The organism is Halobiforma lacisalsi AJ5 (assembly GCF_000226975.2).
GTDB lineage: Archaea > Halobacteriota > Halobacteria > Halobacteriales > Natrialbaceae > Natronobacterium > Natronobacterium lacisalsi.
The window spans coordinates 2,748,841-2,772,099 of record NZ_CP019285.1 but is presented as its reverse complement, the minus strand read 5'-3'; the positions used below and the strand labels follow the sequence as shown (position 1 = coordinate 2,772,099).

Below are 23,259 nucleotides of genomic sequence, written 5' to 3'. Positions count from 1 at the left end.
GTCTGTCGCTGCGCCATTCGTGCTCAGGATCGACTTCGCGGCGCGGGTAATACGTCCTTTGTTGTACGCCGCGCCAGTCAGTGGCCCTGACTGTCTCCGGGTCCGACGGGTCCCAAGTCAAGAGACCTATGTACCGAGGGGCGAAACGGACGCCTCATGCGAGTCACGGAACTCGATCGCTCGAGGCTCTTGACGGCCGTCTCCGTCCCGCTCGTCGCCGCCGGGGTCGCGAGTACCGAGGGATTTACCCCGTCGGTCCGGACCCTGCTGGCGCTCGCGCTCGTCACCGTCGGCGTCTTCGGGGCGACCCGTGCCGTCGGCGACCGGCCGGTCGACGCACTGTGGGCCGCCGCGCGACGGTGGTGGGCGGTCGCGTTCGTTTCTTTCCTCCCCTACGGCCTCGCGACAGCCCCCGCGAACGAGGGTGCCGCGGCAGTCGGCGAAGCGTTCGCCGATCCCGCGGTCCTCCTCGCGCTCGAGGCGATCGCCGGGACGGCAGCCCTCTGTGCGATAGCGATCACCACGCTCTCCGTGATGGCGAGTTACGGGGTCCATCCGGGTGCGCCGTCGCCCGAGGAGCGCGTTCTGGAGGATTGACGCCCCCGGGCGGTCGTCGCTGACCGTCGACCGCCCGGGAATCGGTCTGGTACACGAGAACTAGGTTCATGTTCCTCCCCGTCCAACCCCTAGTTGGTGATTCGATGACACAAACGACAGTACTGCTGCTGGCCGGTGACTTCGTCGAGGACTACGAGGTCATGGTCCCGTTCCAGGCGCTCCAGATGGTCGGCTTCGAGGTACACGCGGTCTGTCCCGAGAAGGAAGCCGGCGACGCCTGCCCGACGGCAGTCCACGACTTCGAGGGCGACCAGACCTACACCGAGAAGCCAGGACACAACTTCGAACTGAACCACGACTTCGACGCCGTCGACCCGAGCGAGTACGACGCGCTGGTCGTACCCGGCGGGCGCGCGCCCGAGTACCTCCGGACCTACGACGAAGTCCTCGAGATCGTCCAGCACTTCTTCGAGGCGGACAAACCCGTGGCGGCGCTGTGTCACGGCCTCCAGATTCTTGCGGCCGCAGACGTGCTCGAGGGCCGAACCTGTACCGCGTACCCGGCGCTCGAGTCGGAGGTGAAGACCGCCGGGGCCGACTGGGAGGACAGCGTGACCCGTGACGGCAACCTCGTGACGGGACAGGCCTGGCCGGACCACCCCGAGTGGCTCGCCGAGTTCCTCGACTGCATGGGGACGGACGTCGACCACGCCGAGCCCGCCGCGGCCGACGACTGATACGGAGTGCTGTCCCGATGTCCCGGCACAACCGCGACCCGGGCGGCGGTTGCGCCGGAACTGACGGACAGTAAATCGTCCGGGAGCGGCGAACCCGCTATACGACGGGCGCTGACGATCCCTGCGACGGACCGATCGGCGTCCTTTTTTCGGATCGGTACCGAGCTACGGGTATGACCGCCGCGACCGTCGACGACCTCCTCACGCGAGACCTCCGCGACGACCGCACGGCCCTGGTCGATGCCACGGGGAAACCGTTCGACTACCACTGGCTGTGTACCTCCTCCTGGAAGGCGGGGAACTTCCTCCGGCACGCCGGCGTCCGGGAGGGAGTCACCGTCGGCGTCGTCGGCGACGGCCCGCTGGCGCTGCTCGCGTTCTTCGGAACGACACTGCTCGAGGGCCGGACCCGGTTCGATCCGCCGACGGACCTCGCCGCCGACGATCGCTTTCAGGCGCTCGTCGCACCGGTGGACGACCTCGAGAGCGGGCGGTACGACTTGCCGCGGGGCGCTCAACGGGTCGGCTACGGCGACAAACCCGAGGAACCCGACGTCCACAACTTCGACGCCGGCCTCTGGAGCGAGAACCCGTCGTTCCCGCCGCTGTCGATCGATCCGGACACCGACCTGCTGACCGACGGCAACCGCACGATCACACACGCGCCAGCCCTCGAGACGGCCCGGGCCGTAGTCGAGGAGCACGGGCTCGAGCGCGGCGACCGTGTGGTCGTCCGCGAGCCCGTTTCCGACCCCCGAGTCGTGGTCGCGGGCGTGCTCGCGCCGCTGCTCGCGGAGGGGGTGATCGTCCTCGATTCGGACGTGGCGGCCGACGAGGGGACGGACGGTCGCGGCGAGTACGCCGTCTCGAGCGGGAGGGTTCCCGAACCGAACGCGATCCCGCTTTCGGACGTCTCCGTTCCGTGATCGGATCGACTGCGGAGTCGGGATCGAGTCGCTTTTCGCTCGGACTGCCGGACGGGTAGTCCCGCCCGAAGCGTCCATCGTCCCGATACCGCCGGCTGTTCCGAGATTTGATTTCGGATAGAGAACGTCTCTTGATCGAGAGGTACCAATTTTATGCGCGTCCGGATCGACTAGCCGACAATGGGAGTGGAAGAAGCGAAGCGAGACGAATGTGGGTTCACCCTCCGAGAGGAGGACGTCGACCGATTGCTGAATCGATCGGTCATCGACCGAGTCGAACTGTTCTCGACGCTCGGTAACGAAACGCGGTACCGGATCCTGCTGGTCCTTACCGAGGCTTCGGATCCCGTCTGTGGCTGCGAACTGGAACCGTATTTCGACGTCGGACAGAGCAGTATCAGTCAGGCGCTGACCCGACTCCACAGGGCCGGGCTGGTTACGAGGACGAAAGACGGCCGCTGGCGATACTACGAACCGACCGCGACGGGCGAGCGTCTCGTCGGACTGGTCGAAGACGGCCTCGACGGCGAGCCGCTGATCGCCGACTGATACGGTACGGATCCCTGTGCCGATTTCCCGGGCACAACCGCCGCCCGGATCGGGTTGCGCCGGAACTGACGGACAGGAAACCGGATGAGCGCGCAGGCGTTCGTCCCCACTCACCGCTCGTTTTGGCGGGACTACGACGGACTCGAACGTCTTTTCGACAGAGACTGCCGGTAGTCGGAGCGTTCACCACGCACTCGGATACCGTCTTCCGCGAGAGCAGTCGTGGTTCTTCGCACAGTTTCGGTCGTACTCGTAACACTGCAGCAGTTCTCTCTTAAGTGTCACACCCAGTAAATAAGGGTCAATTATTAATATTACCATATAGCAATATAGCACTACGTCGTACGGGCGGCAGTACGGCGGGGAGGAGATCGAAAATGAGGACCGACAATACCGTGGCGGACGGCGGCTGGGGACCGTACTCGTGCCGAGAACCGGGTCGACTTTCGACCGGGACGAGCCGTTCGCAACACCACTCGGAACATGACTGAACGAACACTCGGTCGCCGATCGCTTCTCGCGACGGCGACCGCAACGACTGGGAGCGCACTGGCCGGTTGTAGCGCGCTTTTCAGCAATGATGATGATGATGACGACCAAGAACAGCCCGCGGACTCACCGACCGGACGCGCCGATCGACTCGAGCGGTATCCCCGTCTTCGCGTCGGCGCCGTCGACGACCTCTCGGAAGGGGACGTCGACACGTTCACGTATCCGCTCGAGGGGACGAGTAACTTCCTTACCCGGATCGACGGGGAAGCGTGGGGCGGCGTCGGACCGGACGCCAGCATCGTCGCGTACAACAGCCTCTGTACGCACATGGGCTGTGGCGTCGAAGGACAGGTGAAACCGGACCAGGAGATGGCCGGTCCGTGCCCCTGTCATTACACCACGTTCGATCTCTCGAAAGGGGGACTCGTCGTCAGCGGTGCGGCGACGACGGATCTCCCGCAGGTTCGACTCGAGGTCGAAGACGGCGACATCTACGCGACGGGGATCGACGGACTCGTCTACGGCTCTCGGCACAACCTGCGAGACGGTGATCCGATCGAGACCGAAACGGAGGACTGACGATGGCTGACAACCCAAACACCAACGAGGTTCCCGTTCCGCCGACGGACGCGGAGCGGAGCGTTCGATCGTGCCGGTACTGTATCGTCGGCTGTGGCTACGAGGTCTACAAATGGCCGGTCGGGGAGGAAGGCAGCCCCTCGGCCGACGAGAACGCCCTCGAGATCGACTATCCCGGGGGGTACGGCGAGTGGCCCTCGCCCAACATGCATCAGATCATCAAGGAAGACGGGCAGGAATACCACGTCCTGTTCGTTCCCGACGACGACTATCCGGTCAACGAAGGGGGATCACACTCGATTCGAGGGGGGACACAGGCACAGTCGCTATACACGCCCAACAACGAGGACTACGACGACCGGCTCGAACAGCCCAAGATCCGGATCGGCGGCGACCTCGTGCCGGTCGACTGGGAGACCGCCATCGAGGCGTGGGCTCGTGCCACCGAGATCGCGACCGACGGCGGGAGCGATCCGAACGGGTACGGCCAGAAGCTGTTCTTCTACCAGTTCGTCGAAAACACCTTCGCCGGGACGAAGCTCTGTTTCGACGTCATCGGCTCGCCCAACTGGGGCGGCCACAACCGGCCGGCACTCACCCCGGAGTGTCCCGGGATGGTCAACGCCGGCCTGTCCGAATGGTCGTACGCCTACGAGGACGCCGCCGAAGCGGACACGATGGTCATCGCGGGCGCGGATCCCAAGGAAAACCAGGACGTCATCTTCAGCAAGTGGATCGACGAGCAAGGCGACCCGGATATCGTCTTCATCGATCCCCGCCGGAAGTTCACGGCGAACTACGCCGAGAACAACGGCGGGATCCACCTGCAGGTCGACGAGGCGACGGACCCGATCCTGCTCAACGCCATCGCCCGTCACATCGTCGACCAGGGCTGGCACGACGAGGAGTTCATCGACGAGTGGGTGATGAGCGACCGCGAGACGATCGACGAGGAAGGCTGGTACCAGGAGGAGTTCGGGATGACCCCCGAGGAGTACTACGATCTCCTGGACGATTCCCGATACGACCCCGAGAACGCCGCCGAGACGACCGGCGTCCCGGCCGATGACATCCGCACGGCTGCCGAACTCATCGCACAGCCCGACGCCGACGAGACGAACACCCTGTTCATGCTCGAGAAGGGGCTCATCTGGGGCTGGTCCCACGAGAACACCGGTGCGATGGCGAACCTCGCGTTGATCACCGGTAGTCTCGGACGACCGGGAACCGGCATTACTCGCGGTGGCGGCCACCAGGAGGGATTCTGGACGCCCGGCGTCGAAGGGGACGTCATCGCCGAGCGCTCGACCCAGACCTTCGACGGCGAGAACGTCGACGACGTGACGATCCCACCGAACACGGTCGAGCGCGTCAGGAACGGCGAAATCAGCCACTGGCACGTCATCGGGAACGATCCGGCTCGCCAGTCCTACGCGACCCAGGACCTGCGCAACGCGTTGCGGGAGCGTACCGGCGGCCCCCAGCCACAGACCGCCGACATCGACGAGATCGAACGGGCGTTCCGCGAACGCATCGAGAACGGCGGGATGGTCCTCACCCATCAGGAACTGTATCCCAATACGACGACGCAGTTCGCCGACATCGTCCTGCCGGCGCGAGCGGTCGAGTCCGGGGAAGGAGGGGACTACCACCGCTGGAACGGTGAACGACGGTTCCGCCAGTACCAGGGCTTCATGGACGGTCCCGCAGGAGCGAAAGAGGACTGGGAGATCTTCTCGCTGATGGGCCAGCGTCTCGGGGCCGACGACATGGACTGGGACGGCCCCAGGGAGATCTTTACCGAGATCTGTGAAGAACACGCCGGCGCGGGCGGCGAACACTCCCTGCAGGGGATCGCCGACGCCGCCGCGGCAAACGACGTGACGCCGGCGGAGTACATGGAGACCGTCGAGGACGGCGTCCAGATGCCGACCTACGAGGAGGGCGGCGAGGTTCAGGGCACGCCTCGCGTCCACGCTCCCGACGGGGAACGCGAGGTGACGGACCATCGGTTCCACACCAGCACGGGCGAGGCGATCCTCCAGCGCGTCGACTGGGACCGCGTCGTCGATCCCGACGAGGGACTCACGATCGGCGACGTCTACGACCGGCTCAGCCCGGAGGGCGACGAGATCTGGGTGACAAACGGCCGTCTCCAGCACCTGTGGCAGAACATGTACACCCACCAGCGTCTGGAGTACATCCAGAAGCGGTTCAAACGGAACGTCCTCCAGTTACACCCCGTCGACGCCGAAGAACGCGGTATCGAAGCCGGCGACCTCGTCGAGGTCGTCAACGGCGACGTGTTCGACCTGCGCGGGGAGAACACCGAGGGGAGTTTCACCGCAGTTGCCTACGTCGTCGACGAGGACGACGCGATCCAGGGGCAGCCGGTTCCGGAGGGCGTTGCCTACACCTACTGGCTGTATCCCGAGCAGGTCAACAACGACATCAATCCGGCGTACCTCGATCCGGCGAACCCCAACCCCGGCTACAAGTACGGGAAAGGGGAGATCAGGCGACTCGGCGAGAGCGAAGTCAAAGACGAGATGAGCTTCAAACCCATGAACGTCGCACCCGAATGACGGACACGATGACACCGATGGCGGACCGGGAGTACCTCCGGATCGACTACGTCGCGCGAACCGGGAGCGGTCGGATCATCGACACCACGGATCCGGACGTGGCGGCCGACAGTGATCTCGCCGAGTTGGAGGCGTCCGGCCCCATCGTCGTCGTTCCCGGCGAAGGCCACCTGTTCGCTCCCGTCGAGGCCGCGATCGACGACGCCGACCCGGGAAGGACGGTGGCCGTGACCGTCGATCCCGAAGACGCGTTCGGGACGGTCGTCCCCGAGGAGCTGGTCACGCTCGAGGCCGAGGCGGTGGCTCCCGAAAACCGCGAGCCGGGAACGACCGTCCAACTCGGGGGGAGACGGGCCGTCGTCGAGGACGTCGGCGACGGGACGGTGACCGTCGACTTCAACCACCCGCTGGCGGGCGTCACCCTCGAGTACGAGATCGAGATACTCGAGCGACTCGAGGGAACCGAAACGCGCGCCGCCGGTCTGGCGACGACCCACGGGCTTCGGGAGGCCGCCGTCGACTACGATCCGGAAGCGGACGCCCTGACGCTTCGACTCCCGGACTCGAGCCCGTCCTCGGACCGCGATGCCCGAAAGCGGGCGTATCTCGAGGACGTGCGACGGCTCCTCGGAATCGCGTCCGTGACGGTGATCGAAGCGTACGGAAGCGACGCGGACTGATCACAGTTCCCGGTAGAGCAACCCCTCGAGGGCCGGCCCGGACAGGACGTCTCCCTCGTGGGTGAACCGAGAGCCGTGACACGGACAGTCCCAGGTTCGTTCGGCGTCGTTCCAGCGGACGAGACAGTCCATGTGCGGGCAGATCGCCGACACGGCGTGGACCGTCCCGCCGTCGTCGCGGTAGACGCCCATCGGCCGGCCCGCGCGTCGCACGACGCTCGCCTCGCCCGGGGACAGGTCCTCGAGGTCCGTCCGGAGCGACGCCAGCAGCGACTCGATCCGGTCGCCGACGAAGCTCCCGCCGACCTTCGCGTTCTCCTCGAGGAAGTTCTTCGCGGCGCTCGAGGTGGGCAGGCGCTGGGGGTCGAAGACGTCGGCCCACGGGTTCGCGCCGTCGACGATCAGGTCCGAGAGGATCAGCCCCGCGGCGGTGCCGCCGGTCATTCCCCAGCCGTTGAACCCGGTGCCGACGTAGACGCCCTCGCTGACGGGGTCGATGGGACCGATAAACGGCACCTCGTCGACCGGCGAGTAGTCCATCGTCGACCAGCGGTACTCGACGGACTCGACGTCGAAGTGCTCGCGGGCGAACGCCTCGCAGCGGCGGTACCGCTCGGAGGTCGGCGGCCCGTCGAGTCCCGGTTTGTGGCTCTGGCCGCCGACGATGAGGAGTTCGTCGTCACCTTCGGCGACCGGCTGGCTTCGGATCGTCGCGGGGGGCGACGAGGTGCTGTAGAACATCCCTTCGGGTGGGGTCCCCGCGATCCGGACGGCCAGCAGGTAGGCCCGGTGGGGATGCATCCGCGAGAAGTAGCCGGCCCGATCGAAGAACGGGAAGTGCGTGGCGACGACGACGTCGTCCGCGACGACCTCCCCGCGATTCGTCTCGACGCAGGGGCGAGGGCGGGGCTCGAGGTCCAGTGCGCGCGTCTCCTCGAAGACGTGGCTGCCGTCGCCGTCGATCCGCTCCGCGATCGCAAGCAGGTACTTCCGGGGATGAAACTCCGCCTGGTCGTCGAACCGGACCGCGCCCGGGACGTCGTAGGGCAACGGCGTCTCCTCGACGTACGAGGCCGACAGTCCGACCCCCTGGGCCGCGGCCACCTCGTCGCGGACCGCCTCGAGGTCGTCGCTCGAGGCCGCGTAGGTGTACGCCTCCGTCCGCCGGAAGTCGCAGTCGATGCCGTGCTCCTCGACGCGGCGCTCGACTGCATCGATCGCGGCCTCGTTCGCGTCGGCGTACCCCTTCGCCCGTTCGTCGCCGAACTGGGACGTGAGCGTGTCGTAGATCAGGCCGTGCTGGGAGGTAAGTTTCGCCGTCGTGTGGCCGGTCGTGCTCTCGACGATCCGGTCCGATTCGAGGAGGGCCACGTCGCGGCCGGCCTCCTTCAGTTCGATCGCGGCGGTGAGGCCGGTGATGCCGCCGCCGACGACGGCGACGTCGACCTCGAGGCCGCCGTCGAACGGGCCGTAGTCGGTCGTCGGCGTCGTGGCGAGCCAGAGGGATTCGGGTCGCCGGTCGTCGGGCGTGCTGGCGTCTGACATGAAGGACGGCTACCCCCTTCCACGCTCGGCGGCAAAAGACGGGGGCCTGCAAGGTTCTCGAGGCCGAACTCGGTGCCTGCGTATTCGGGCCATAGGGTTACCGGCCCGTCCGCCGGCAATTCAACCATGAACGCGAACGTAGACAGCCTGGACGAGCTGTTCGTCCACAAACTCGCCCAGCAGTATTACGCCGAACAGGAACTCGTCGAGGCGCTCGACGAGATGGCTATCAACGCGACCAACGACAAGCTCAGCGCCGGGTTCGCCGACCACCGCGACGAGACCCGAACGCAGGTCGAACGGCTCGAGGACGTCTTCGCCGCGCTCGACCGGCCCGCCGAGAGCCGCGCCATGCCAGTCCTCGACGCCCTCGAGGAGGAACGCCGCGAGTACGAGGACGCCATCGAGGACGACGACCTGCTGAACATGGTCTACCTGAACGCGGGGATGATGACCGAACGGATCGAGATGACGGCCTACGAAGGGCTGTCGACGATGGCGGGCCGGCTCGATTACAGCGACGAGGTCCGTACGCCCCTCGAGTCGAACTACGACGAGGAGAAATCCGCGTACCGCGAACTCGACGCGATGAAGACCGCCTCCGACATGAAGTCGCTGTGGGACCGGCTGACGCCGGGATCCTGAACGGGTGCTCCGAACCGAAAGCGGAGTTCTGCCGGCCGGACACCCCTACGCCCGCGTCGGCGACGGGCGGCGGGCGCTCGTCGTCCTGCCCGGCTTCGAGGACTCGATGTTCCCGGGCGTCTATCCGTCCGTCGCCGGCTGGGCGCTCGCCCCCTACTTCGCCCGGTATCTCGACGAGTACGCCGTCTACCAGGTCAGCCGCCCGCGCGGGCTGCCGGCCGGCTACGACGCCGCCGACGCGGCCGAGGGCCACGCCCGCTCCCTCGAGGCGATCGCCGACTCCCACGAGCGCGTCGACGTCGTCGGCATCTCGATGGGCGGGCTGATCGGCCAGGCGCTCGCCCGCCGCCACCCCGAAGTGGTCGACCGGCTCGTGCTCGCCAACAGCGGCTGTCGGCTCGCGGAGAGCGCGCACGGGAGAGCCCGCGAGTTCGAACGAGACGCCCGCGAGCACGACTGGGCGTCGATCCGCTCGAAGCTGGCGGCCGACATGTACTCCGACGGCCGGGCCGTGGCGTATCCGCCGACGATCCGGACGATCGGCCGGTTCCTCCTCCCGCGACCCGCCGAGCCCGCGGACGTGTGGCGCTCGCTCGAGTTCGTCCTGGGATTCGACTCGGGCGGGGGGCTCGCCGACCTCGAGCAGCCGACGCTCGTCTTCGGTGGCGAGCGCGATCCCTACTTCACGCCGGAAATCCTCCGCGAGACGGTCGACCGGCTCCCGCGGGGTGACCTCGAGCTCCGGCCCGGCGCGAAACACGGGGCCTTCCACGAGCGGAAGCCGGCGTTCGACTCGCGGGTTCGGGCGTTCCTCGATGGGACGCCGGCCGCGGGGGAGAGAGGAGATCCGGTCCTCGAGGCCGACAGCGGCCGGTAGTCGGCGACGGGTCCCTCTCGGCATCGCCACGGACTCGAGACCGTCGGCTACAAGACCGACCGCGTCGAACCGCGGACTGTGCAACTCGAGTGCGTCTTCTTCGGGCCGTTCCGCGACGCCGTCGGCGAGAAGACGGTTCACCACGAGGTCGAGGCCGACCGGGACGCCGATCGGGTTACCGTCGGAACCCTCCTCGCGGACCTCGAGGCGACCTACCCCGACCTCGAGGGGGAACTGCTCGCGGACGACGGAACCGCGACCGCCGGCGACACCGTCGTCACCGTCGACGAGCGCAACGTCACCCACCTCGATGGGCTCGAGACCGAACTGGACCCGTCGTCGGTCGTCCGGATGATCCCGTCGGTGTACGGCGGCTGACGGCGAGGGTCAGTCGTCTGCAGGAGCGGACTCCGGGGCTCGCGAGTCGGGGACGGTCCCGTCGGCCATCCAGCCGCGGGCGTCGTAGTACTCCGCGACGGCTTCCTCGAGGTCCGGGATCTCGTAGGGGAGGTCGTCGTCCGCACGGTCGAAGCCGCGCTGGTTGTTGAAGTGCCGTTCGAGGGTGACCGTCTTCGCGCCGACCGCGAGCAACTCGTCGTAGTCGGCGTCGAACAGCGTCTCGAGGCGCTCGTCGGTGACGTAGTCGCTCCCGAAGGCACAGACGACGCCCGAGTCGCGGAACGCGGCGTAGTTCTCCTGCTCGACGAGCCGCTCGGCCTTGCCGAGCGTCCCCTCCGGATCGAGTTCGCCGCTGTACTCGAGGGAGAGCATGCTCGCGTACATGTGGTCCGCGCCGCGGTTCGCGACGGCGTAGGACAGTCCCTGGCCGTGGAGCACGCGGCCGTCGTGGGCGGCGAACTCCATCCCCTTGACGGTGTAGTTGTCGACGCCGAGGTCGTCGTGACAGCGGTCGACGCCCTCCGCGAGCAGATCGCCGATCCCCTCGCGGTAGGCGATCTTCTCGGTGACCTCGTGGGCGAGGTCGGCGTTGCCGAACTCCTCTTCGCTGTCGAGGTACGCGGCGACCGCCACGCCCGCGGAGATGGTGTCCATTCCAAGCGTGTCACAGAGTTCGTTCGACTTCATCACGTCGACGACGTCACCGACCCCCTGCAGCGAGCCGAACGAGTAGACGGTCTCGAACTCCGGTCCCTCGGTCTCGAGACCGGTCTCCTCGTCGCGCGTCGGGAGTTTGCAGGCGTAGGCACAGGCCGAGCACGCGCCCTTCTTGTACTTCTTCTCCTCGACGGCGTTGCCGCCGATCCCCTCGACGCCCTCGAACTCGTAGTCGCGGAAGTACCGCGTCGGCAGCGAGAAGTTGTCGTTGATGAACTCCGTGCCGCCGGTCGTCCCCTGGCGGCGCATCCGGTCGTCGGAGGTCGCCGCCTCCCGGTGGATTTCGGACTCGGGCGGGTCCGGGATCTCGACCTCGAGTTCGGGCGCGGCCTCCCCCTCGAAGGTGACGCACTTGACGTTTTTCGCGCCGAGCACCGCGCCGAGGCCGCCGCGGCCGAACGCCCGCGAGTCGAAGGTCATCACGGACGCGAACCGGACCAGGTTCTCGCCCGCGGGGCCGATCGCGATGCAGTGTTCGGGGCCCAGATCGTGGTGTTCGTCCACGTAGTCGGAGGTCTCCGGTACCGTCGCCTCCTCGAGTTCGGGTACCTCCTCGAAGCTCACTCCGTCGTCGGTGACGTGGAACGCGAGCAGTTCGTCGCTCTCGCCGACGACCTCGAGGACGCTGATGCCCGCGTCCACGAAGTTCCGCGAGAGGTAGCCGCCGGCGTTCGTCGAGACCAGCCCGTCGGTCAGCGGCGAGAGGCCGGTCATGTTCATCCGCCCGGTAAACGACATCGCCGACTGCTGGAGCGGCCCCGTCGAGAGGTACGCCCGGTTCTCCGGGCCGAACGGGTCGGCGTCGAACGGGATACGGTCGTGGGCGAGCGCCGTCGCGAGGGCGCGGCCCCCGACGTAGTTCTCGAGCAGGTCCTCGATCTCGGTCTCGGTCGCGGTCCGCTCACCGACGTCGACGGTGAGCAGTGGCCCAGCGGCGTGAAGCATACTGGGTGGGTGGGACGTGCGATCCCTTAATACATCGGCTGCCGGCCAAGCGGCCGGTCGGTTCCGGCGCACCCGCGACGGGCCGCGCGGTTGCGTCAGTGACCCGTCAGTATCAGTCGTCGTCCGCGTCCACCGCGACGACCTCGCCGCCGATCCGTCGCTCGAGGAAGTCCGAGAGCAGCCGGAAGGTGCGCAGTTTCTGCTCCTGGTCGGTGGAGGCGTGGCCCTCCTCGCCCAACTCCTCGTACTCGAAGTCGCCGTCCTCGCCGCCCTCGTACCCCAGTTCCTCGAGTCGGTCGCGGAACAGCCGCGCCTGCGAGACGGGGACGCGGCTGTCGTTGATCCCGTGGACCATCAGCAGTGGGGCCGAGAGGTTCTCGGCGTGGGTGATCGGCGACCGTTCCTCGTAGAGGTCGGGGTTCTCATCGGGGGTCCCGAGGTACTTCTCCATCAGTTCGACGCGGTAGTGGGGCATCGTCGTCTCGTACTGTTCCTCGAGGTCCGTCAGCCCGATCCAGGCGATGCCGGCATCGTAGAGTTCCGGGTACTGGACGAGCTGCCAGTAGGCGGAGTAGCCGCCGTAGGAGCCGCCGAAGACGGCGACCCGGTCCTCGTCGACCCAGTCGCGTGTCTCGAGGACGTGTTCGACCGCGGTGGCGACGTCGCCCTGTTCGGCGCCGCCCCAGTCCTCGATGAGTCGCTCGACGAACTCGCGGCCGCGCCCGGTCGAGCCACGGTAGTTGACCTGCAGGACCGAGTACCCCTGCGCGGCGAGCACCTGCACGTAGAGGTTGAAGGACTTGTCGTCGCGACCCCGGGGTCCGCCGTGGGGCATGACGACCAGCGGTGAGCGACCGGAACCGGAACGGTCGCGATCCTCGTCGGAACTGCGCTCCGACGACGGCGACGGACGCTCGCCCGAATCGTACAGCAGGCAACCGATCTCGAGTTCCTCGGAGGGGTCGTGATCGACCGCCTCCGCGGGCGTCTCGGGAACGCCGTCCGAGTCGACGGTGAAGTACTCGGCGTCGGCGAAGTCGTCGCGGTCGAAGGGGCCGTATTCGGCCTCGAGCAGCGTCTCGTGGTCATCTTCCTCGAGGTCGTAGACCAGTAACTCGGGCCGTTTCGTCGGCGTCGTGTGCATGAGCAACAGTCGGTCGTCGTCCAGACAGACGTCGTTCGGGCCGATGCGGCCGAACGACGTCACGCCCTCCGGAACGTCGAGTTCGCGACCCTCGCCGCTCTCGAGGTCGTAGACGACCGGGACCGTGACGGCGTCCCGGGTGCGCAACGCGAGGACGCGCTCGCCGTCGGGCAGGAACGTGATCGGCGTCTCCTCGTACTCGTCGCCGCCGAACCAGACGGCTTCGTCGTCGGCGAGGTCGTACACTCCGACCCGGCCGAGATCCGGCGTGTTGTCGGAGACGAGCAGCCGGTCGCCGTCGGGCCCCCAGTCGACCGGCATCGATTCCGCGCCCACGTCGCCGATCTCGAGGTTTCCGGGATCGGAGCCGTCGGCGTTCGCGACGTAGACGTCCCGGTTGTCGAAGTCGTCGGTCTCGTTCGTCGAGTACGCGATCCGGTCGCCCGACGGCGAGAACGACGAGCCCCAGACTGCCCGCTCGTAATCCGTGAGCTTCGTCGTCTCGCCGTCCGCGAGGTCGTGTCGGTAGACGTTCATCTGCCCGTCCCGGTTCGAACCGACGAGCAGCGCTTCGCCGTCCTCGCTGACGTCGTGGAGGGTGACCTGCCCGTCCATCTCGAGGATCGTTTCCACCTCGCTGTCCCGCGAAAGGGCGTAGACGTCGTTCTGCTCGTCGCCGCCCTCGTCGCGGTGGAAGTAGACGCGGTCGCCGTTCGGGTCCCACTTCAGATACCAGCGGGCGTTCCGGGGGACCTCGCCGTCCGACCACTGCTCGAGGTCGCCGCTCTCGGCGTCGATGACGTGGAGTTCGTTGCGTCCCGTGATGTCGTAGTAGAGAGCGACCTCGTCGCCGTCGGGCGAAACGACCGGGTGGGCAACGGTCGGGAGGTTCGCGAGCTCCTCGAGCGGATCGTCGACTGAATCGACCATACCGTCGGCTCTCGCCGAACGCACGTAAAGTTTCGAGCATCGGCGAACGACGATGCACCCGATCGAAGACGGGTGCCGAGGCGTTACGGTCGGCCGTCCGGCGATCACCTGCGACCGCAGCCGACTACCGCACCGACCTCGCTCGAGAACGGGGGAGGGGCCGGAAACCCCGAGACGACGCCGAGATCCCACAAATCCTTTTGACCGCACGGCTCCTATGTCGAACCATGTACGTCCGGGACGCGAAAAACAGGGAGGAAGTCTGGCTGCTCGATCACATCGAGGAGATGGGCCTCGACGAGACGGCGTTCCGGTCCCGGGACTACGTCATCGCTATCGACGAGAAGTCGGGCGAGAAGGCCGGCTTCGGCCGGATCCGCATCCACAAGGTCGAGGACGACGATGACGACCGGGACGAAGTCTGCGAACTCACGAGCATCGGCGTCCTCGAGGGCTGGCGCGGTCAGGGCGTCGGCGCCCACGTCGTCGAACGGCTGATCGAGTACGCCGGTGACGACGGGTTCGACACCGTCTACGCGCTCACGAGCGAGGGGAGTTACCTCGCGCAGTTCGGCTTCCGCCGGATCGAGGAGTCGTCCCTGCCGGCCCCGCTCCGGGAGCGGCTGTCGGACAAACGCGAGGGCGTGGATCCGGACGCGGTGCCACACGCGATCGACGTCGATCGGTTCCGGATGCCCGAGCGCCTCCGCGAGGCGTTCAAGCACGCGCCCGAGGGCCGCGACGAGGTCTCGAACGAGGAGTCGGCCGAGGACTTCGGAATCGACGCCGATTCGGCGACGTACAAGTACGATACGGGTCGGTAGCCGCGTCGGCGGCGACCGTAGCGTCGGATCGGATTCGCTCTCTCCTCTTCGCTACCGTGTCCTCGCTCGTCCGTCCCGATCAGCGGCCGCTGTCTCGGCTCGCAGACTGCGGCATCCGACGTGGCATCCGACGGACCTGCGGTCGCGGGCGCTCGAGGCCGGGCAAACCTGGTACGTACATCAACCTTGAAGCCACCTCGCCTCTTCGGTAATCATAATGTTCGATTCCGACGAACTCGAGGAGATCCGTGCCAGCAAGGAGGAGTGGCACGAGGAGGAAGTCGAGCCGGTCCTCGAGCGCTTCGGGGAGCGCAAGGAAACGTTCACGACGGATACGGGCGGGCAGGAGGTCGACCGTCTCTACACGCCCGACGACGTCGCAGATCTCGACTACGAGGAGGACCTGGGGAACCCGGGCGAGCCGCCGTACACGCGGGGGGTCTACTCGACGGGGTATCGCGGTCGGCTGTGGACGATGCGCCAGTACGCAGGCTTCTCGACGCCCGAGGACACCAACGAGCGGTACCACTACTTGCTCGACCAGGGCCAGACCGGGCTCTCGATGGCCTTCGACCTACCGACCCAGATGGGGTACGACTCCGACGACGAGATGGCCGCGGGCGAGGTGGGGAAAGCCGGCGTCGCGATCGACTCGCTCGACGACATGGAGACCGTCTTCGACGGCATCCCGCTGGACGAGGTCTCGACGTCGATGACGATCAACGCGCCCGCCTCCGTCCTGCTGGCGATGTACATCGCCGTCGGCGACAAGCAGGGCGTCGACCGCGAGGAGCTGCGCGGGACGATCCAGAACGACCTCCTCAAGGAGTACATCGCCCGGAACACCTACATCTACCCGCCCGAACCCTCGATGCGGATCATCACGGATATCTTCGAGTTCTGCGCGGCGGAGACGCCGAAGTTCAACACCATCTCCATCTCGGGGTATCACATCCGTGAAGCCGGCTCGACAGCAGCCCAGGAACTGGCCTTCACGCTCGGCAACGGCATCGAGTACGTCGAAGCCGCCCTGGACGCGGGACTGGACGTCGACGAGTTCGCCCCACAACTGTCTTTCTTCTTCAACGGCCACAACAACATCTTCGAAGAAGTCGCCAAGTTCCGCGCCGCCCGCCGGATGTGGCACGATATCATGGACGAGCGGTTCGACGCGGACGATCCCAAATCGAAGCAGCTCAAGTTCCACACTCAGACCGCCGGCTCGATGCTGACCGCCCAGCAGATCGAGAACAACGTCGTCCGGGTGGCGTACCAGGCCCTGGCCGCCGTGCTGGGCGGCACCCAGAGCCTGCACACCAACGGCAAGGACGAGGCCCTCTCCCTGCCGACCGAGGAGTCCGTGCGAACGGCCCTGCGGACCCAGCAGATCCTCGCCCACGAGTCCGGCGCGGCCGACACCATCGACCCGCTCGCGGGCAGCTACTACGTCGAGTCCCTGACCGACGAGGTCGAGGAAGAGGCCCACGAGATCTTGGACGAGGTCGAGGACCGTGGCGGCATGCTCGAGGCCGTCGAGCAACAGTGGGTCCAGCGCCAGATCCAGGACACCGCATTCGACCGTCAGAGGGAGATCGAGGAGAAAGAGCGGGTCATCGTCGGCGTCAACGAGTTCGAGATCGAAGACGAAGAGCCCGAGATGGACGTCGAAGAGGTCACCGAGGAAGACGAACAGCGACAGATCGACCATCTCGAGTCCGTCCGCGCGGAGCGGGACACCGAAGAGGTCGACGCGACCCTCGAGGCGCTGCGGGACGCGGCGCGTGGCGACGACAACCTGATGCCCTATATCATCGATGCGGTGAAGGCGTACGCGACGGTCGGCGAGATCTGTAACGTCATGCGCGACGAGTTCGGCGAGTACCAGCCGGGCAGCGCGCTCTGAACGGCGGGTTCCGTTCCGTCGATCCGGTTCGGTTCGGTTCGGTTCGGTTTTCGATCCCTCGATCCCGGCCGAGCTTTGAATACGCGAGCCGTGCTCTCGAGGCGTATGGACATGCCCCTCTCGACTGCGACCGTTTCGGCCGGCGGGGCCGAGATTCCGGCACTGGGATTCGGCACTGCGCGGATGACGGGCGAAGAGTGTCGCCGGGCCGTCGAGACCGCCCTCGAGGTCGGCTACCGTCACGTCGACACTGCCCAGATGTACGACAACGAGGCGGCCGTCGGCGACGCGATCGCCGGCAGCGACGTCGATCGCGAGGAGGTCTTCGTCGTCACCAAGGTCCACCCGGACAACGCGGCCCGCGAGGAGGTCCTCGCGACGACGCGAGCCAGCCTCGATCGGCTCGGGCTGGCGACCGTCGATCTCCTCCTGTTGCACGCACCGAGCGACCGCGTCCCGCTCACGGAGACCCTGGGCGCGATGAACGACCTCCAGTCGGAGGGCGTCGTCGATCACATCGGCGTCAGCAACTTCACCGTGGGCGGCCTGGACCGTGCCCGGGAGCTCTCGGAGACGCCGATCGTGACCAACCAGGTGAAGTACCACCCCTATCACGGCCAGGCGGACCTGCTCGAGTACTGTGCCGAACACGACGTCTGCCTGACGGCCTACAGCCCGCTCGCGGAGGGTGCCGTCCCGGGGGACGATCGGCTCGCGGAGATCGGCGAGCGGTACGACAAGTCCGCGGCCCAGGTCGCGTTGCGCTGGCTGAACCAGCAACCCCCAGTCGCGGCGATCCCGAAGGCCGCAAGCCCCGCACACATCGAGGCCAACGCCGAGGTATTCGACTTCGAACTCACCGCGGATGAGATGGCGGCCGTCGCCGACCTCGAGGACGACGCCTGGGAGCGGCTGGCGGCGACGCTCGGCCTGCGGTGACTCCCGACGGGGCCGACGCGATCGGCTATCGGTTATCGGAGCCGAACTGCGGTCCCGTAGGCCATCACTTCGGAGCCCCCGTCGGTGATCTGTGAGGTCTCGAGGCGGACGTTGACCACGGCGTCGGCGTCCATCCGCTCGGCGTCGTCCTCCATGCGGACGATCGCCTCGTCGCGGGCCTTCGAGAGGAGTTCGGAGTAGCCCTTGAGTTCTCCCCCGAGGACATTGCGCAGCCCCTGGGTGATGTCCCGGCCGACGTTTCTCGCCTCGACCGTATTGCCCCGAGCGATACCGAGCACTTCGACGATTTCGCCATCGGGGACGGTTTCGGTGTTGGTAATGTACATTGTCCGGTTTTTCGGGAGGAGAAACGATATACGTTCCGCGCGGTTTCTCGGCTGGAGAACGCGCCCGAGACGAGTACGCACACGGAACTCTCGAGTAACCCGTAACCCATCGCGTCGTGAGCGACCCCATCGTATTTAGGATCCATCTTCGAATGGTCGACCATGCACTTCGACCACGCGGGCATCGCGACCGACGACGCCGCCGCGCTCGCGGAGCTGTACGGCGACCTGTTCGGCCTCGAGACGGTCCACGAGGAGGTGTTCGACGGCATGCGCGTCGTCTTCCTCGAGTGTGGCGACGGCGACGGCTACTTCGAACTGCTCGAACCGATCACCGAAGGAACGATCTCGCGATACCTCGAGGAGAACGGGTCGGGGATCCACCACCTCGCGCTCGCGACCGACGACATCGAAGCGGGGCTCGAGACGGCCCGGGAACACGGGGTATCGCTCATCGACGAGGAACCGCGCTCGGGCGCGTGGGGGCACACGGTGGCGTTCCTCCATCCGAAGGATACGGGCGGAATCCTGCTGGAACTCGTCGAACACTGAACACGACGTATCGCCACTGCTGGAGTACGTGTACTCGTCGCTGTCGGGAGTCGTCGCTACCTGTCGCGGTATCAAATAAGAAAACTACTCGAAACCGAAACTACTCGAGTCCGAGTTACAGTCGGGTGACGTTGGTCGCCCGGGGGCCCTTGGGGGCCTGTTCGATGCTAAACTCGACGTCCGTTCCCTCTTCGAGGTCCGGGCCGCCAACGTCTTCCATGTGGAAGAATACGTCGTCGTCCGCGTCGTCCGTCGAAATGAAACCGTAGCCGCCTGTGTCGTTGAAGAAATCAACGTTACCTTTCGCCATTGCTTCTAAAGGGAGGGGACACCCGCGGATAAGGGTTCCGTGAGTCGAGTGCACACGAGGCTCGACGCGTTGGCGGCTCCCTCGCTCGAGCCGCTTGACCCGACGAGTCCGGTGGAGCGCGTACCAAACCCTTTGGCGCTTCGCGCCCACGGGGGCAGTATGAGTCTGTTCGAGAGCCTCGGCGAGAAAGTCGAACGGTTCAAACAGGAAGCCGAGGCAGCGCGGAACGAGGCGACCGGGAGTGATGAGGACGGTGAGAACGAAAGCGAGAGGGAAACCGACGCCGAGGCCGACTCCGACTCGGAGTACCGCTGTCTCGAGTGCGACGCCGAGTTCCGCGACGATCGGGAGGCATGTCCGAACTGCGGCGCGAAAGCCGTCGTCTTCGACGGAGAGTAAGCTACCCGAAGTTCTCGATCAGCGCTTCGTCCGGATCGCCGCCCGCGTCCTCGATCGCGTCCGCGACGAACGTGACGAACCCTTCGAAGCCGAAGGCGTAGAGCTGTCCGGTCTCGTGGTGGCGCTCGATCGCCGCGGCCAGTTCGTCGTCCGCGTCGCCGTCGACGACGCGGACCGTCGCGCCATCCGCCTCGAGGGCCTCGAGTCGCTCCCGGTGGGCGGGTTCGTCGTCCTGGTAGAGGACGACCGCGTCGTGGCCCGCCTCGTGGGCCGCCTCCGCGATCGAGACCGCGGGACCGACGCCCGGACCGCCGGCGACGGCGACGACGTCCTGATCGCGTTCGTAGGTGATCGTCCCGTAGGGGCCGTCGATGTGAACCGTCTCGCCGCCCTCGAGGTCGGCGAGCCAGGGCGAGAGGTCGCCCTCGGGGTCGACGCCGACGGTGAGTTCGAAGGTCTCCTCGACCGAGGGTGACGAGAGCGTGTAGTGGCGCTCCAGAACGTCGTCTTCGTCGTCGCCGTTCGGGGCCGCTCGCAGCAGCACGAACTGTCCCGGGAGGGCGTCGAACTCGTCGGGCGTCTCGAGTTCGAGGGCCACGGTGTCCGATCCGACCTCGCGTACGGATTCGACGGTAACTGGCGTTCCGGCTATCTCCATGTCGATCGGTTGGCCGGGGAACTGAAAAGGCGTTCCGTTCTACGTTGAATCCGCTTCGGGACGTGAAGTTTGACTCGGCCGCGAGTACCGGGTACTGGGGGGATAGGCTTTCAGAAGCCTTTTTAGCGGCTGGAGGCAAGCCTCTCGATAACATGGTTGAGGACCTCAACTGGGCGATCGGAGGCGAGGCCGGGGACGGTATCGACTCCACTGGCAAAATCTTCGCCCAGGCGCTTTCCCGCGCTGGACGGCACGTGTTCACCTCGAAAGACTTCGCGTCTCGAATCCGTGGCGGGTACACGGCCTACAAGATTCGGACGTCGGTCGATCAGGTTCAAAGCGTCGTTGACCGCCTCGACATTCTCGTCGCGCTTACCCAGCGTACGATCGACGAAAACGTCGACGAACTACACGAGGGCAGCGCCGTCATCTACGACGGCGAACGCTCCTGGGAGGCCGAGATCCCCGATGAAGTGACGGGCGTCGACGTCCCGCTGAAATCCATCGCGGAGGAGGCCGGCGGCGCGATCATGCGCAACACCGTCGCGCTCGGTGCAGCCTGCGAGATCACCGGCTTCGACGTCGAGTACCTCGACGAAGCCCTCGAGAAGCGCTTCGGCGGCAAAGGCTCCAAGATCGTCGAGAACAACAAGGAAGCCGCCCGCAAGGGCCAGGAGTACGTCCGCGAGAACTACGACGTCGACCTCGGCTACGACCTCGAGACGACGGACAACGACTACGTCCTCCTGAACGGGAACGAAGCGATCGGGATGGGTGCGCTCGCCGCCGGCTGTCGGTTCTACGCCGGCTACCCGATCACGCCCGCGACGTCGATCATGGAGTACCTGACCGGGCGTATCGAGGACTACGGCGGCCACGTCGTCCAGGCCGAGGACGAACTGTCGGCGATCAACATGGCGCTGGGTGCCGCCCGTGGCGGTGCCCGGTCGATGACCGCGACGTCGGGTGCCGGGATCGACCTCATGACCGAGACGTTCGGGCTCGTCGCCCAGAGCGAGACGCCGCTGGTCATCGCCGACGTCCAGCGCTCCGGTCCCTCGACCGGGATGCCGACGAAACAGGAACAGGGAGACCTCAACATGGCGCTGTACGGCGGCCACGGCGAGATCCCGCGGTTCGTCGTCGCGCCGACCTCGATCACCGAGTGCTTCTGGAAGACGGTCGAGGCGTTCAACCTCGCCGAGAAGTACCAGACGCCGGTCTTCCTCGTCTCGGATCTCGCGATGTCGGTCACCGAACAGACGTTCCCGCCCGAGGCCTTCGATATGGACGAAGTCGAGATCGATCGGGGCAAACTCGTCGACGACGACGAGGTCGACGAGTGGCTCGACGCCCAGGGCCGGTTCCGCGCCCACGCCGTCACCGAGGACGGCATCAGCCCGCGTGCCATCCCCGGCACCGAGGAGGGCGCTCACATGAGCACCGGCCTCGAGCACGACGAACTCGGCCGTCGGACCGAGGACCAGGACGAACGCGTCCAGCAGGTCGACAAGCGCTACCGGAAAGTCGAGACCGCTCAGGAGCGGGAGGACTGGGACTATCGCGAGTTCGGCGACGAAGACGCCGACAACCTCGTCATCTCGTGGGGCTCCAACGAGGGCGCGCTCGCCGAGGCGCTCGACTACCTCGAGGAGGACGTCCACGTCATCTCCGTGCCGTACATCTTCCCACGGCCGGACCTGACCGAGGAGATCGAGGCCGCCGACGAGGTGATCGTCGTCGAGGCGAACGCGACCGGGCAGTTCGCCGACCTCCTCGAACACGACGCACTTACACGTGTGAAACGCATTAACAAGTACACCGGCGTCCGCTTCAAGGCGGACGAACTCGCCGAAGAGATTTCCGAACAACTCTCCGCGGAGGTGCCAGCATAATGAGCTCCGACGTCCGATTCACAGACTTCAAATCCGACAAGCAGCCGACCTGGTGTCCCGGATGCGGCGACTTCGGGACGATGAACGGCATGATGAAAGCCCTCGCCGAAACCGGCAACGATCCCGACAACACCTTCGTGGTGGCCGGGATCGGCTGTTCGGGCAAGATTGGGACCTACATGCACAGCTACGCGCTGCACGGGGTCCACGGTCGCGCCCTGCCGGTCGGGACCGGCGTCAAGATGGCCCGCCCCGACATCGAGGTCATGGTCGCCGGTGGCGACGGTGACGGCTACTCGATCGGTGCCGGTCACTTCGTCCACGCCGTCCGACGCAACGTCGACATGTCCTACGTCGTCATGGACAACCGCATCTACGGGCTGACGAAGGGCCAGGCCTCGCCGACCTCGCGGTCGGACTTCGAGACCTCGACGACCCCCGAAGGGCCGAAGCAGCCCCCGGTCAACCCGCTCGCGCTGGCGCTCGCTTCGGGTGCCTCCTTCATCGCCCAGTCCTTCGCTTCCGACGCCCTGCGCCACCAGGAGATCGTGCAGGAAGCGATCGAGCACGACGGCTTCGGCTTCGTCAACGTCTTCAGCCCCTGTGTCACGTTCAACGACGTCGACACCTACGACTACTTCCGCGACAACCTCGTCGACCTCGAGGAAGAGGGCCACGATCCGACCGACTACGAGGCCGCCAAGGAAGTTATCCTCGACAGCGACAAGGAATATCAGGGCGTGATGTACCAGGACGAAAACTCCGTCCCGTACCACGAGAAACACGGCGTCACCGAGGACATGTCCGAGATTCCGGACGGCGCGCCCGAGGACGCGATGGACCTCGTCCGCGAATTCTACTGAGGTCTTCAGCACTCTCGAGTCGATTTCGTCTCGTCTCGTCTCGCCTCGCCTCGTCTCATCTCGTCTTCTCGTTCGACCAGCACACGTCCTGACGACCCGAGAGCCGATTACTCTGCAATTCGATACTCGGTCTCTTATCCCCCTTCTAGTTGGATGATGCGGTATTTGTCGAACGTAGTCTGATACAGTCTGTAATGCGAATATAAAACAGCAATTTATTTGGATGGGTTACAAACAAATGTATTTTGACTTTATAACGGA

General features: G+C 66.2%; 23 protein-coding genes. 17 read left to right on the top strand and 6 right to left on the bottom strand.

Translation table 11 applies throughout. From position 1 onward, the window contains the following. The first annotated feature begins 156 nt into the window (after positions 1-156). The 7 genes from CHINAEXTREME_RS13405 (at position 157) to CHINAEXTREME_RS13375 (ending at position 7,106) form a co-directional block, all read left to right on the top strand. A complete protein-coding gene (locus tag CHINAEXTREME_RS13405; RefSeq protein WP_007141866.1) occupies positions 157-597 on the top strand; it encodes a hypothetical protein in 441 nt (146 codons plus the stop codon). 104 nt (positions 598-701) lie between these two features. Next, entirely contained in the window at positions 702-1,295 is a 594-nt protein-coding gene (locus tag CHINAEXTREME_RS13400) for a DJ-1/PfpI family protein (protein ID WP_007141865.1), read from the top strand. 173 nt (positions 1,296-1,468) lie between these two features. Continuing rightward, positions 1,469-2,221 carry a hypothetical protein gene (locus tag CHINAEXTREME_RS13395; RefSeq protein ID WP_007141864.1) on the top strand — a complete coding sequence of 251 codons (753 nt, stop codon included), beginning with the start codon at positions 1,469-1,471 and terminating at the stop codon, positions 2,219-2,221. Between the two features lie 180 nt (positions 2,222-2,401). After that, a complete protein-coding gene (locus CHINAEXTREME_RS13390) occupies positions 2,402-2,770 on the top strand; it encodes an ArsR/SmtB family transcription factor (RefSeq protein WP_007141863.1) in 369 nt (122 codons plus the stop codon). A gap of 483 nt (positions 2,771-3,253) precedes the next feature. Continuing rightward, positions 3,254-3,841: an arsenate reductase (azurin) small subunit gene (locus CHINAEXTREME_RS13385; protein WP_007141862.1), complete on the top strand. Its 588-nt coding sequence runs from the start codon at positions 3,254-3,256 to the stop codon at positions 3,839-3,841. 2 nt (positions 3,842-3,843) lie between these two features. After that, positions 3,844-6,426, top strand: coding sequence for an arsenate reductase (azurin) large subunit (locus CHINAEXTREME_RS13380; RefSeq protein ID WP_007141861.1), 2,583 nt, complete (start codon positions 3,844-3,846; stop codon positions 6,424-6,426). Then, positions 6,423-7,106 (top strand): FKBP-type peptidyl-prolyl cis-trans isomerase, encoded by a 684-nt coding sequence (locus CHINAEXTREME_RS13375; RefSeq protein ID WP_007141860.1) that lies wholly within the window; start codon positions 6,423-6,425, stop codon positions 7,104-7,106. The genes CHINAEXTREME_RS13380 and CHINAEXTREME_RS13375 overlap by 4 nt, the downstream gene beginning before the upstream one ends. On the opposite strand, the gene CHINAEXTREME_RS13370 is transcribed toward CHINAEXTREME_RS13375, so the two are convergent. After that, the gene (locus CHINAEXTREME_RS13370; protein WP_007141859.1) at positions 7,107-8,651 is read right to left on the bottom strand and encodes an FAD-dependent oxidoreductase; all 1,545 of its coding nucleotides are present in this window, start codon (positions 8,649-8,651) and stop codon (positions 7,107-7,109) included. It lies immediately after the preceding gene. 126 nt (positions 8,652-8,777) lie between these two features. Between CHINAEXTREME_RS13370 and CHINAEXTREME_RS13365 the strand changes: the two genes are divergently transcribed. The 3 genes from CHINAEXTREME_RS13365 to CHINAEXTREME_RS13355 all read left to right on the top strand — a co-directional run bounded on the left by CHINAEXTREME_RS13365 (position 8,778) and on the right by CHINAEXTREME_RS13355 (position 10,551). Continuing rightward, positions 8,778-9,296, top strand: coding sequence for a YciE/YciF ferroxidase family protein (locus tag CHINAEXTREME_RS13365; protein WP_007141858.1), 519 nt, complete (start codon positions 8,778-8,780; stop codon positions 9,294-9,296). A gap of 4 nt (positions 9,297-9,300) precedes the next feature. After that, entirely contained in the window at positions 9,301-10,173 is an 873-nt protein-coding gene (locus tag CHINAEXTREME_RS13360) for an alpha/beta fold hydrolase (RefSeq protein WP_007141857.1), read from the top strand. Between the two features lie 78 nt (positions 10,174-10,251). Continuing rightward, on the top strand, positions 10,252-10,551 hold the full coding sequence (locus CHINAEXTREME_RS13355) for a MoaD/ThiS family protein (protein WP_007141856.1): 300 nt from the start codon (positions 10,252-10,254) through the stop codon (positions 10,549-10,551). Positions 10,552-10,560: 9 nt separating this feature from the next. On the opposite strand, the gene CHINAEXTREME_RS13350 is transcribed toward CHINAEXTREME_RS13355, so the two are convergent. Together CHINAEXTREME_RS13350 and CHINAEXTREME_RS13345 are read right to left on the bottom strand one after the other, a co-directional pair. After that, on the bottom strand, positions 10,561-12,234 hold the full coding sequence (locus tag CHINAEXTREME_RS13350; protein ID WP_007141855.1) for an aldehyde ferredoxin oxidoreductase C-terminal domain-containing protein: 1,674 nt from the start codon (positions 12,232-12,234) through the stop codon (positions 10,561-10,563). A 112-nt stretch (positions 12,235-12,346) separates the two neighbouring features. Next, a complete protein-coding gene (locus tag CHINAEXTREME_RS13345) occupies positions 12,347-14,308 on the bottom strand; it encodes a S9 family peptidase (RefSeq protein WP_007141854.1) in 1,962 nt (653 codons plus the stop codon). Between the two features lie 227 nt (positions 14,309-14,535). Here CHINAEXTREME_RS13345 and CHINAEXTREME_RS13340 point away from each other — a divergent pair, with 227 nt between their 5' ends. From CHINAEXTREME_RS13340 to CHINAEXTREME_RS13330, 3 genes are all read left to right on the top strand, one after another. Next, on the top strand, positions 14,536-15,132 hold the full coding sequence (locus CHINAEXTREME_RS13340; RefSeq protein ID WP_007141853.1) for a GNAT family N-acetyltransferase: 597 nt from the start codon (positions 14,536-14,538) through the stop codon (positions 15,130-15,132). 217 nt (positions 15,133-15,349) lie between these two features. Then, the gene (locus CHINAEXTREME_RS13335; RefSeq protein WP_007141852.1) at positions 15,350-17,035 is read left to right on the top strand and encodes an acyl-CoA mutase large subunit family protein; all 1,686 of its coding nucleotides are present in this window, start codon (positions 15,350-15,352) and stop codon (positions 17,033-17,035) included. A gap of 105 nt (positions 17,036-17,140) precedes the next feature. Continuing rightward, on the top strand, positions 17,141-17,974 hold the full coding sequence (locus CHINAEXTREME_RS13330; protein WP_007141851.1) for an aldo/keto reductase: 834 nt from the start codon (positions 17,141-17,143) through the stop codon (positions 17,972-17,974). Between the two features lie 32 nt (positions 17,975-18,006). Here the strand turns inward: CHINAEXTREME_RS13330 and CHINAEXTREME_RS13325 are convergent, their stop codons facing one another. Next, complete coding sequence (locus CHINAEXTREME_RS13325) at positions 18,007-18,321, bottom strand: YbjQ family protein (protein WP_007141850.1); 315 nt, start codon at positions 18,319-18,321, stop codon at positions 18,007-18,009. A gap of 162 nt (positions 18,322-18,483) precedes the next feature. On the opposite strand from CHINAEXTREME_RS13325, the gene mce reads away from it, so the two are divergent. Beyond that, positions 18,484-18,873 carry a methylmalonyl-CoA epimerase gene (mce, locus tag CHINAEXTREME_RS13320; RefSeq protein ID WP_007141849.1) on the top strand — a complete coding sequence of 130 codons (390 nt, stop codon included), beginning with the start codon at positions 18,484-18,486 and terminating at the stop codon, positions 18,871-18,873. 115 nt (positions 18,874-18,988) lie between these two features. Here mce and CHINAEXTREME_RS13315 read toward each other — a convergent pair whose 3' ends face one another. Next, complete coding sequence (locus CHINAEXTREME_RS13315) at positions 18,989-19,183, bottom strand: cold-shock protein (RefSeq protein ID WP_007141848.1); 195 nt, start codon at positions 19,181-19,183, stop codon at positions 18,989-18,991. Positions 19,184-19,342: 159 nt separating this feature from the next. Between CHINAEXTREME_RS13315 and CHINAEXTREME_RS13310 the strand changes: the two genes are divergently transcribed. Beyond that, positions 19,343-19,582, top strand: coding sequence for an FmdB family zinc ribbon protein (locus CHINAEXTREME_RS13310; RefSeq protein WP_007141847.1), 240 nt, complete (start codon positions 19,343-19,345; stop codon positions 19,580-19,582). 1 nt (position 19,583) lies between these two features. On the opposite strand, the gene CHINAEXTREME_RS13305 is transcribed toward CHINAEXTREME_RS13310, so the two are convergent. Further along, a complete protein-coding gene (locus CHINAEXTREME_RS13305; protein ID WP_007141846.1) occupies positions 19,584-20,240 on the bottom strand; it encodes an FAD-dependent oxidoreductase in 657 nt (218 codons plus the stop codon). 152 nt (positions 20,241-20,392) lie between these two features. Between CHINAEXTREME_RS13305 and CHINAEXTREME_RS13300 the strand changes: the two genes are divergently transcribed. Then, positions 20,393-22,135: a 2-oxoacid:acceptor oxidoreductase subunit alpha gene (locus tag CHINAEXTREME_RS13300; RefSeq protein ID WP_007141845.1), complete on the top strand. Its 1,743-nt coding sequence runs from the start codon at positions 20,393-20,395 to the stop codon at positions 22,133-22,135. Then, positions 22,135-22,998 carry a 2-oxoacid:ferredoxin oxidoreductase subunit beta gene (locus CHINAEXTREME_RS13295; RefSeq protein WP_007141844.1) on the top strand — a complete coding sequence of 288 codons (864 nt, stop codon included), beginning with the start codon at positions 22,135-22,137 and terminating at the stop codon, positions 22,996-22,998. The genes CHINAEXTREME_RS13300 and CHINAEXTREME_RS13295 overlap by 1 nt, the downstream gene beginning before the upstream one ends. The last annotated feature ends 261 nt before the right edge of the window (positions 22,999-23,259 follow it).

Bases quoted from the DNA above. Each gene is read 5' to 3' on its own strand.
- CHINAEXTREME_RS13405 (WP_007141866.1), top strand. From the start codon at position 157: ATGCGAGTCACGGAACTCGATCGCTCGAGGCTCTTGACGGCCGTCTCC.
- CHINAEXTREME_RS13400 (WP_007141865.1), top strand. From the start codon at position 702: ATGACACAAACGACAGTACTGCTGCTGGCCGGTGACTTCGTCGAGGAC.
- CHINAEXTREME_RS13395 (WP_007141864.1), top strand. From the start codon at position 1,469: ATGACCGCCGCGACCGTCGACGACCTCCTCACGCGAGACCTCCGCGAC.
- CHINAEXTREME_RS13390 (WP_007141863.1), top strand. From the start codon at position 2,402: ATGGGAGTGGAAGAAGCGAAGCGAGACGAATGTGGGTTCACCCTCCGA.
- CHINAEXTREME_RS13385 (WP_007141862.1), top strand. From the start codon at position 3,254: ATGACTGAACGAACACTCGGTCGCCGATCGCTTCTCGCGACGGCGACC.
- CHINAEXTREME_RS13380 (WP_007141861.1), top strand. From the start codon at position 3,844: ATGGCTGACAACCCAAACACCAACGAGGTTCCCGTTCCGCCGACGGAC.
- CHINAEXTREME_RS13375 (WP_007141860.1), top strand. From the start codon at position 6,423: ATGACGGACACGATGACACCGATGGCGGACCGGGAGTACCTCCGGATC.
- CHINAEXTREME_RS13370 (WP_007141859.1), bottom strand. From the start codon at position 8,651: ATGTCAGACGCCAGCACGCCCGACGACCGGCGACCCGAATCCCTCTGG.
- CHINAEXTREME_RS13365 (WP_007141858.1), top strand. From the start codon at position 8,778: ATGAACGCGAACGTAGACAGCCTGGACGAGCTGTTCGTCCACAAACTC.
- CHINAEXTREME_RS13350 (WP_007141855.1), bottom strand. From the start codon at position 12,234: ATGCTTCACGCCGCTGGGCCACTGCTCACCGTCGACGTCGGTGAGCGG.
- CHINAEXTREME_RS13345 (WP_007141854.1), bottom strand. From the start codon at position 14,308: ATGGTCGATTCAGTCGACGATCCGCTCGAGGAGCTCGCGAACCTCCCG.
- CHINAEXTREME_RS13340 (WP_007141853.1), top strand. From the start codon at position 14,536: ATGTACGTCCGGGACGCGAAAAACAGGGAGGAAGTCTGGCTGCTCGAT.
- CHINAEXTREME_RS13335 (WP_007141852.1), top strand. From the start codon at position 15,350: ATGTTCGATTCCGACGAACTCGAGGAGATCCGTGCCAGCAAGGAGGAG.
- CHINAEXTREME_RS13330 (WP_007141851.1), top strand. From the start codon at position 17,141: ATGGACATGCCCCTCTCGACTGCGACCGTTTCGGCCGGCGGGGCCGAG.
- CHINAEXTREME_RS13325 (WP_007141850.1), bottom strand. From the start codon at position 18,321: ATGTACATTACCAACACCGAAACCGTCCCCGATGGCGAAATCGTCGAA.
- mce (WP_007141849.1), top strand. From the start codon at position 18,484: ATGCACTTCGACCACGCGGGCATCGCGACCGACGACGCCGCCGCGCTC.
- CHINAEXTREME_RS13315 (WP_007141848.1), bottom strand. From the start codon at position 19,183: ATGGCGAAAGGTAACGTTGATTTCTTCAACGACACAGGCGGCTACGGT.
- CHINAEXTREME_RS13310 (WP_007141847.1), top strand. From the start codon at position 19,343: ATGAGTCTGTTCGAGAGCCTCGGCGAGAAAGTCGAACGGTTCAAACAG.
- CHINAEXTREME_RS13305 (WP_007141846.1), bottom strand. From the start codon at position 20,240: ATGGAGATAGCCGGAACGCCAGTTACCGTCGAATCCGTACGCGAGGTC.
- CHINAEXTREME_RS13300 (WP_007141845.1), top strand. From the start codon at position 20,393: ATGGTTGAGGACCTCAACTGGGCGATCGGAGGCGAGGCCGGGGACGGT.
- CHINAEXTREME_RS13295 (WP_007141844.1), top strand. From the start codon at position 22,135: ATGAGCTCCGACGTCCGATTCACAGACTTCAAATCCGACAAGCAGCCG.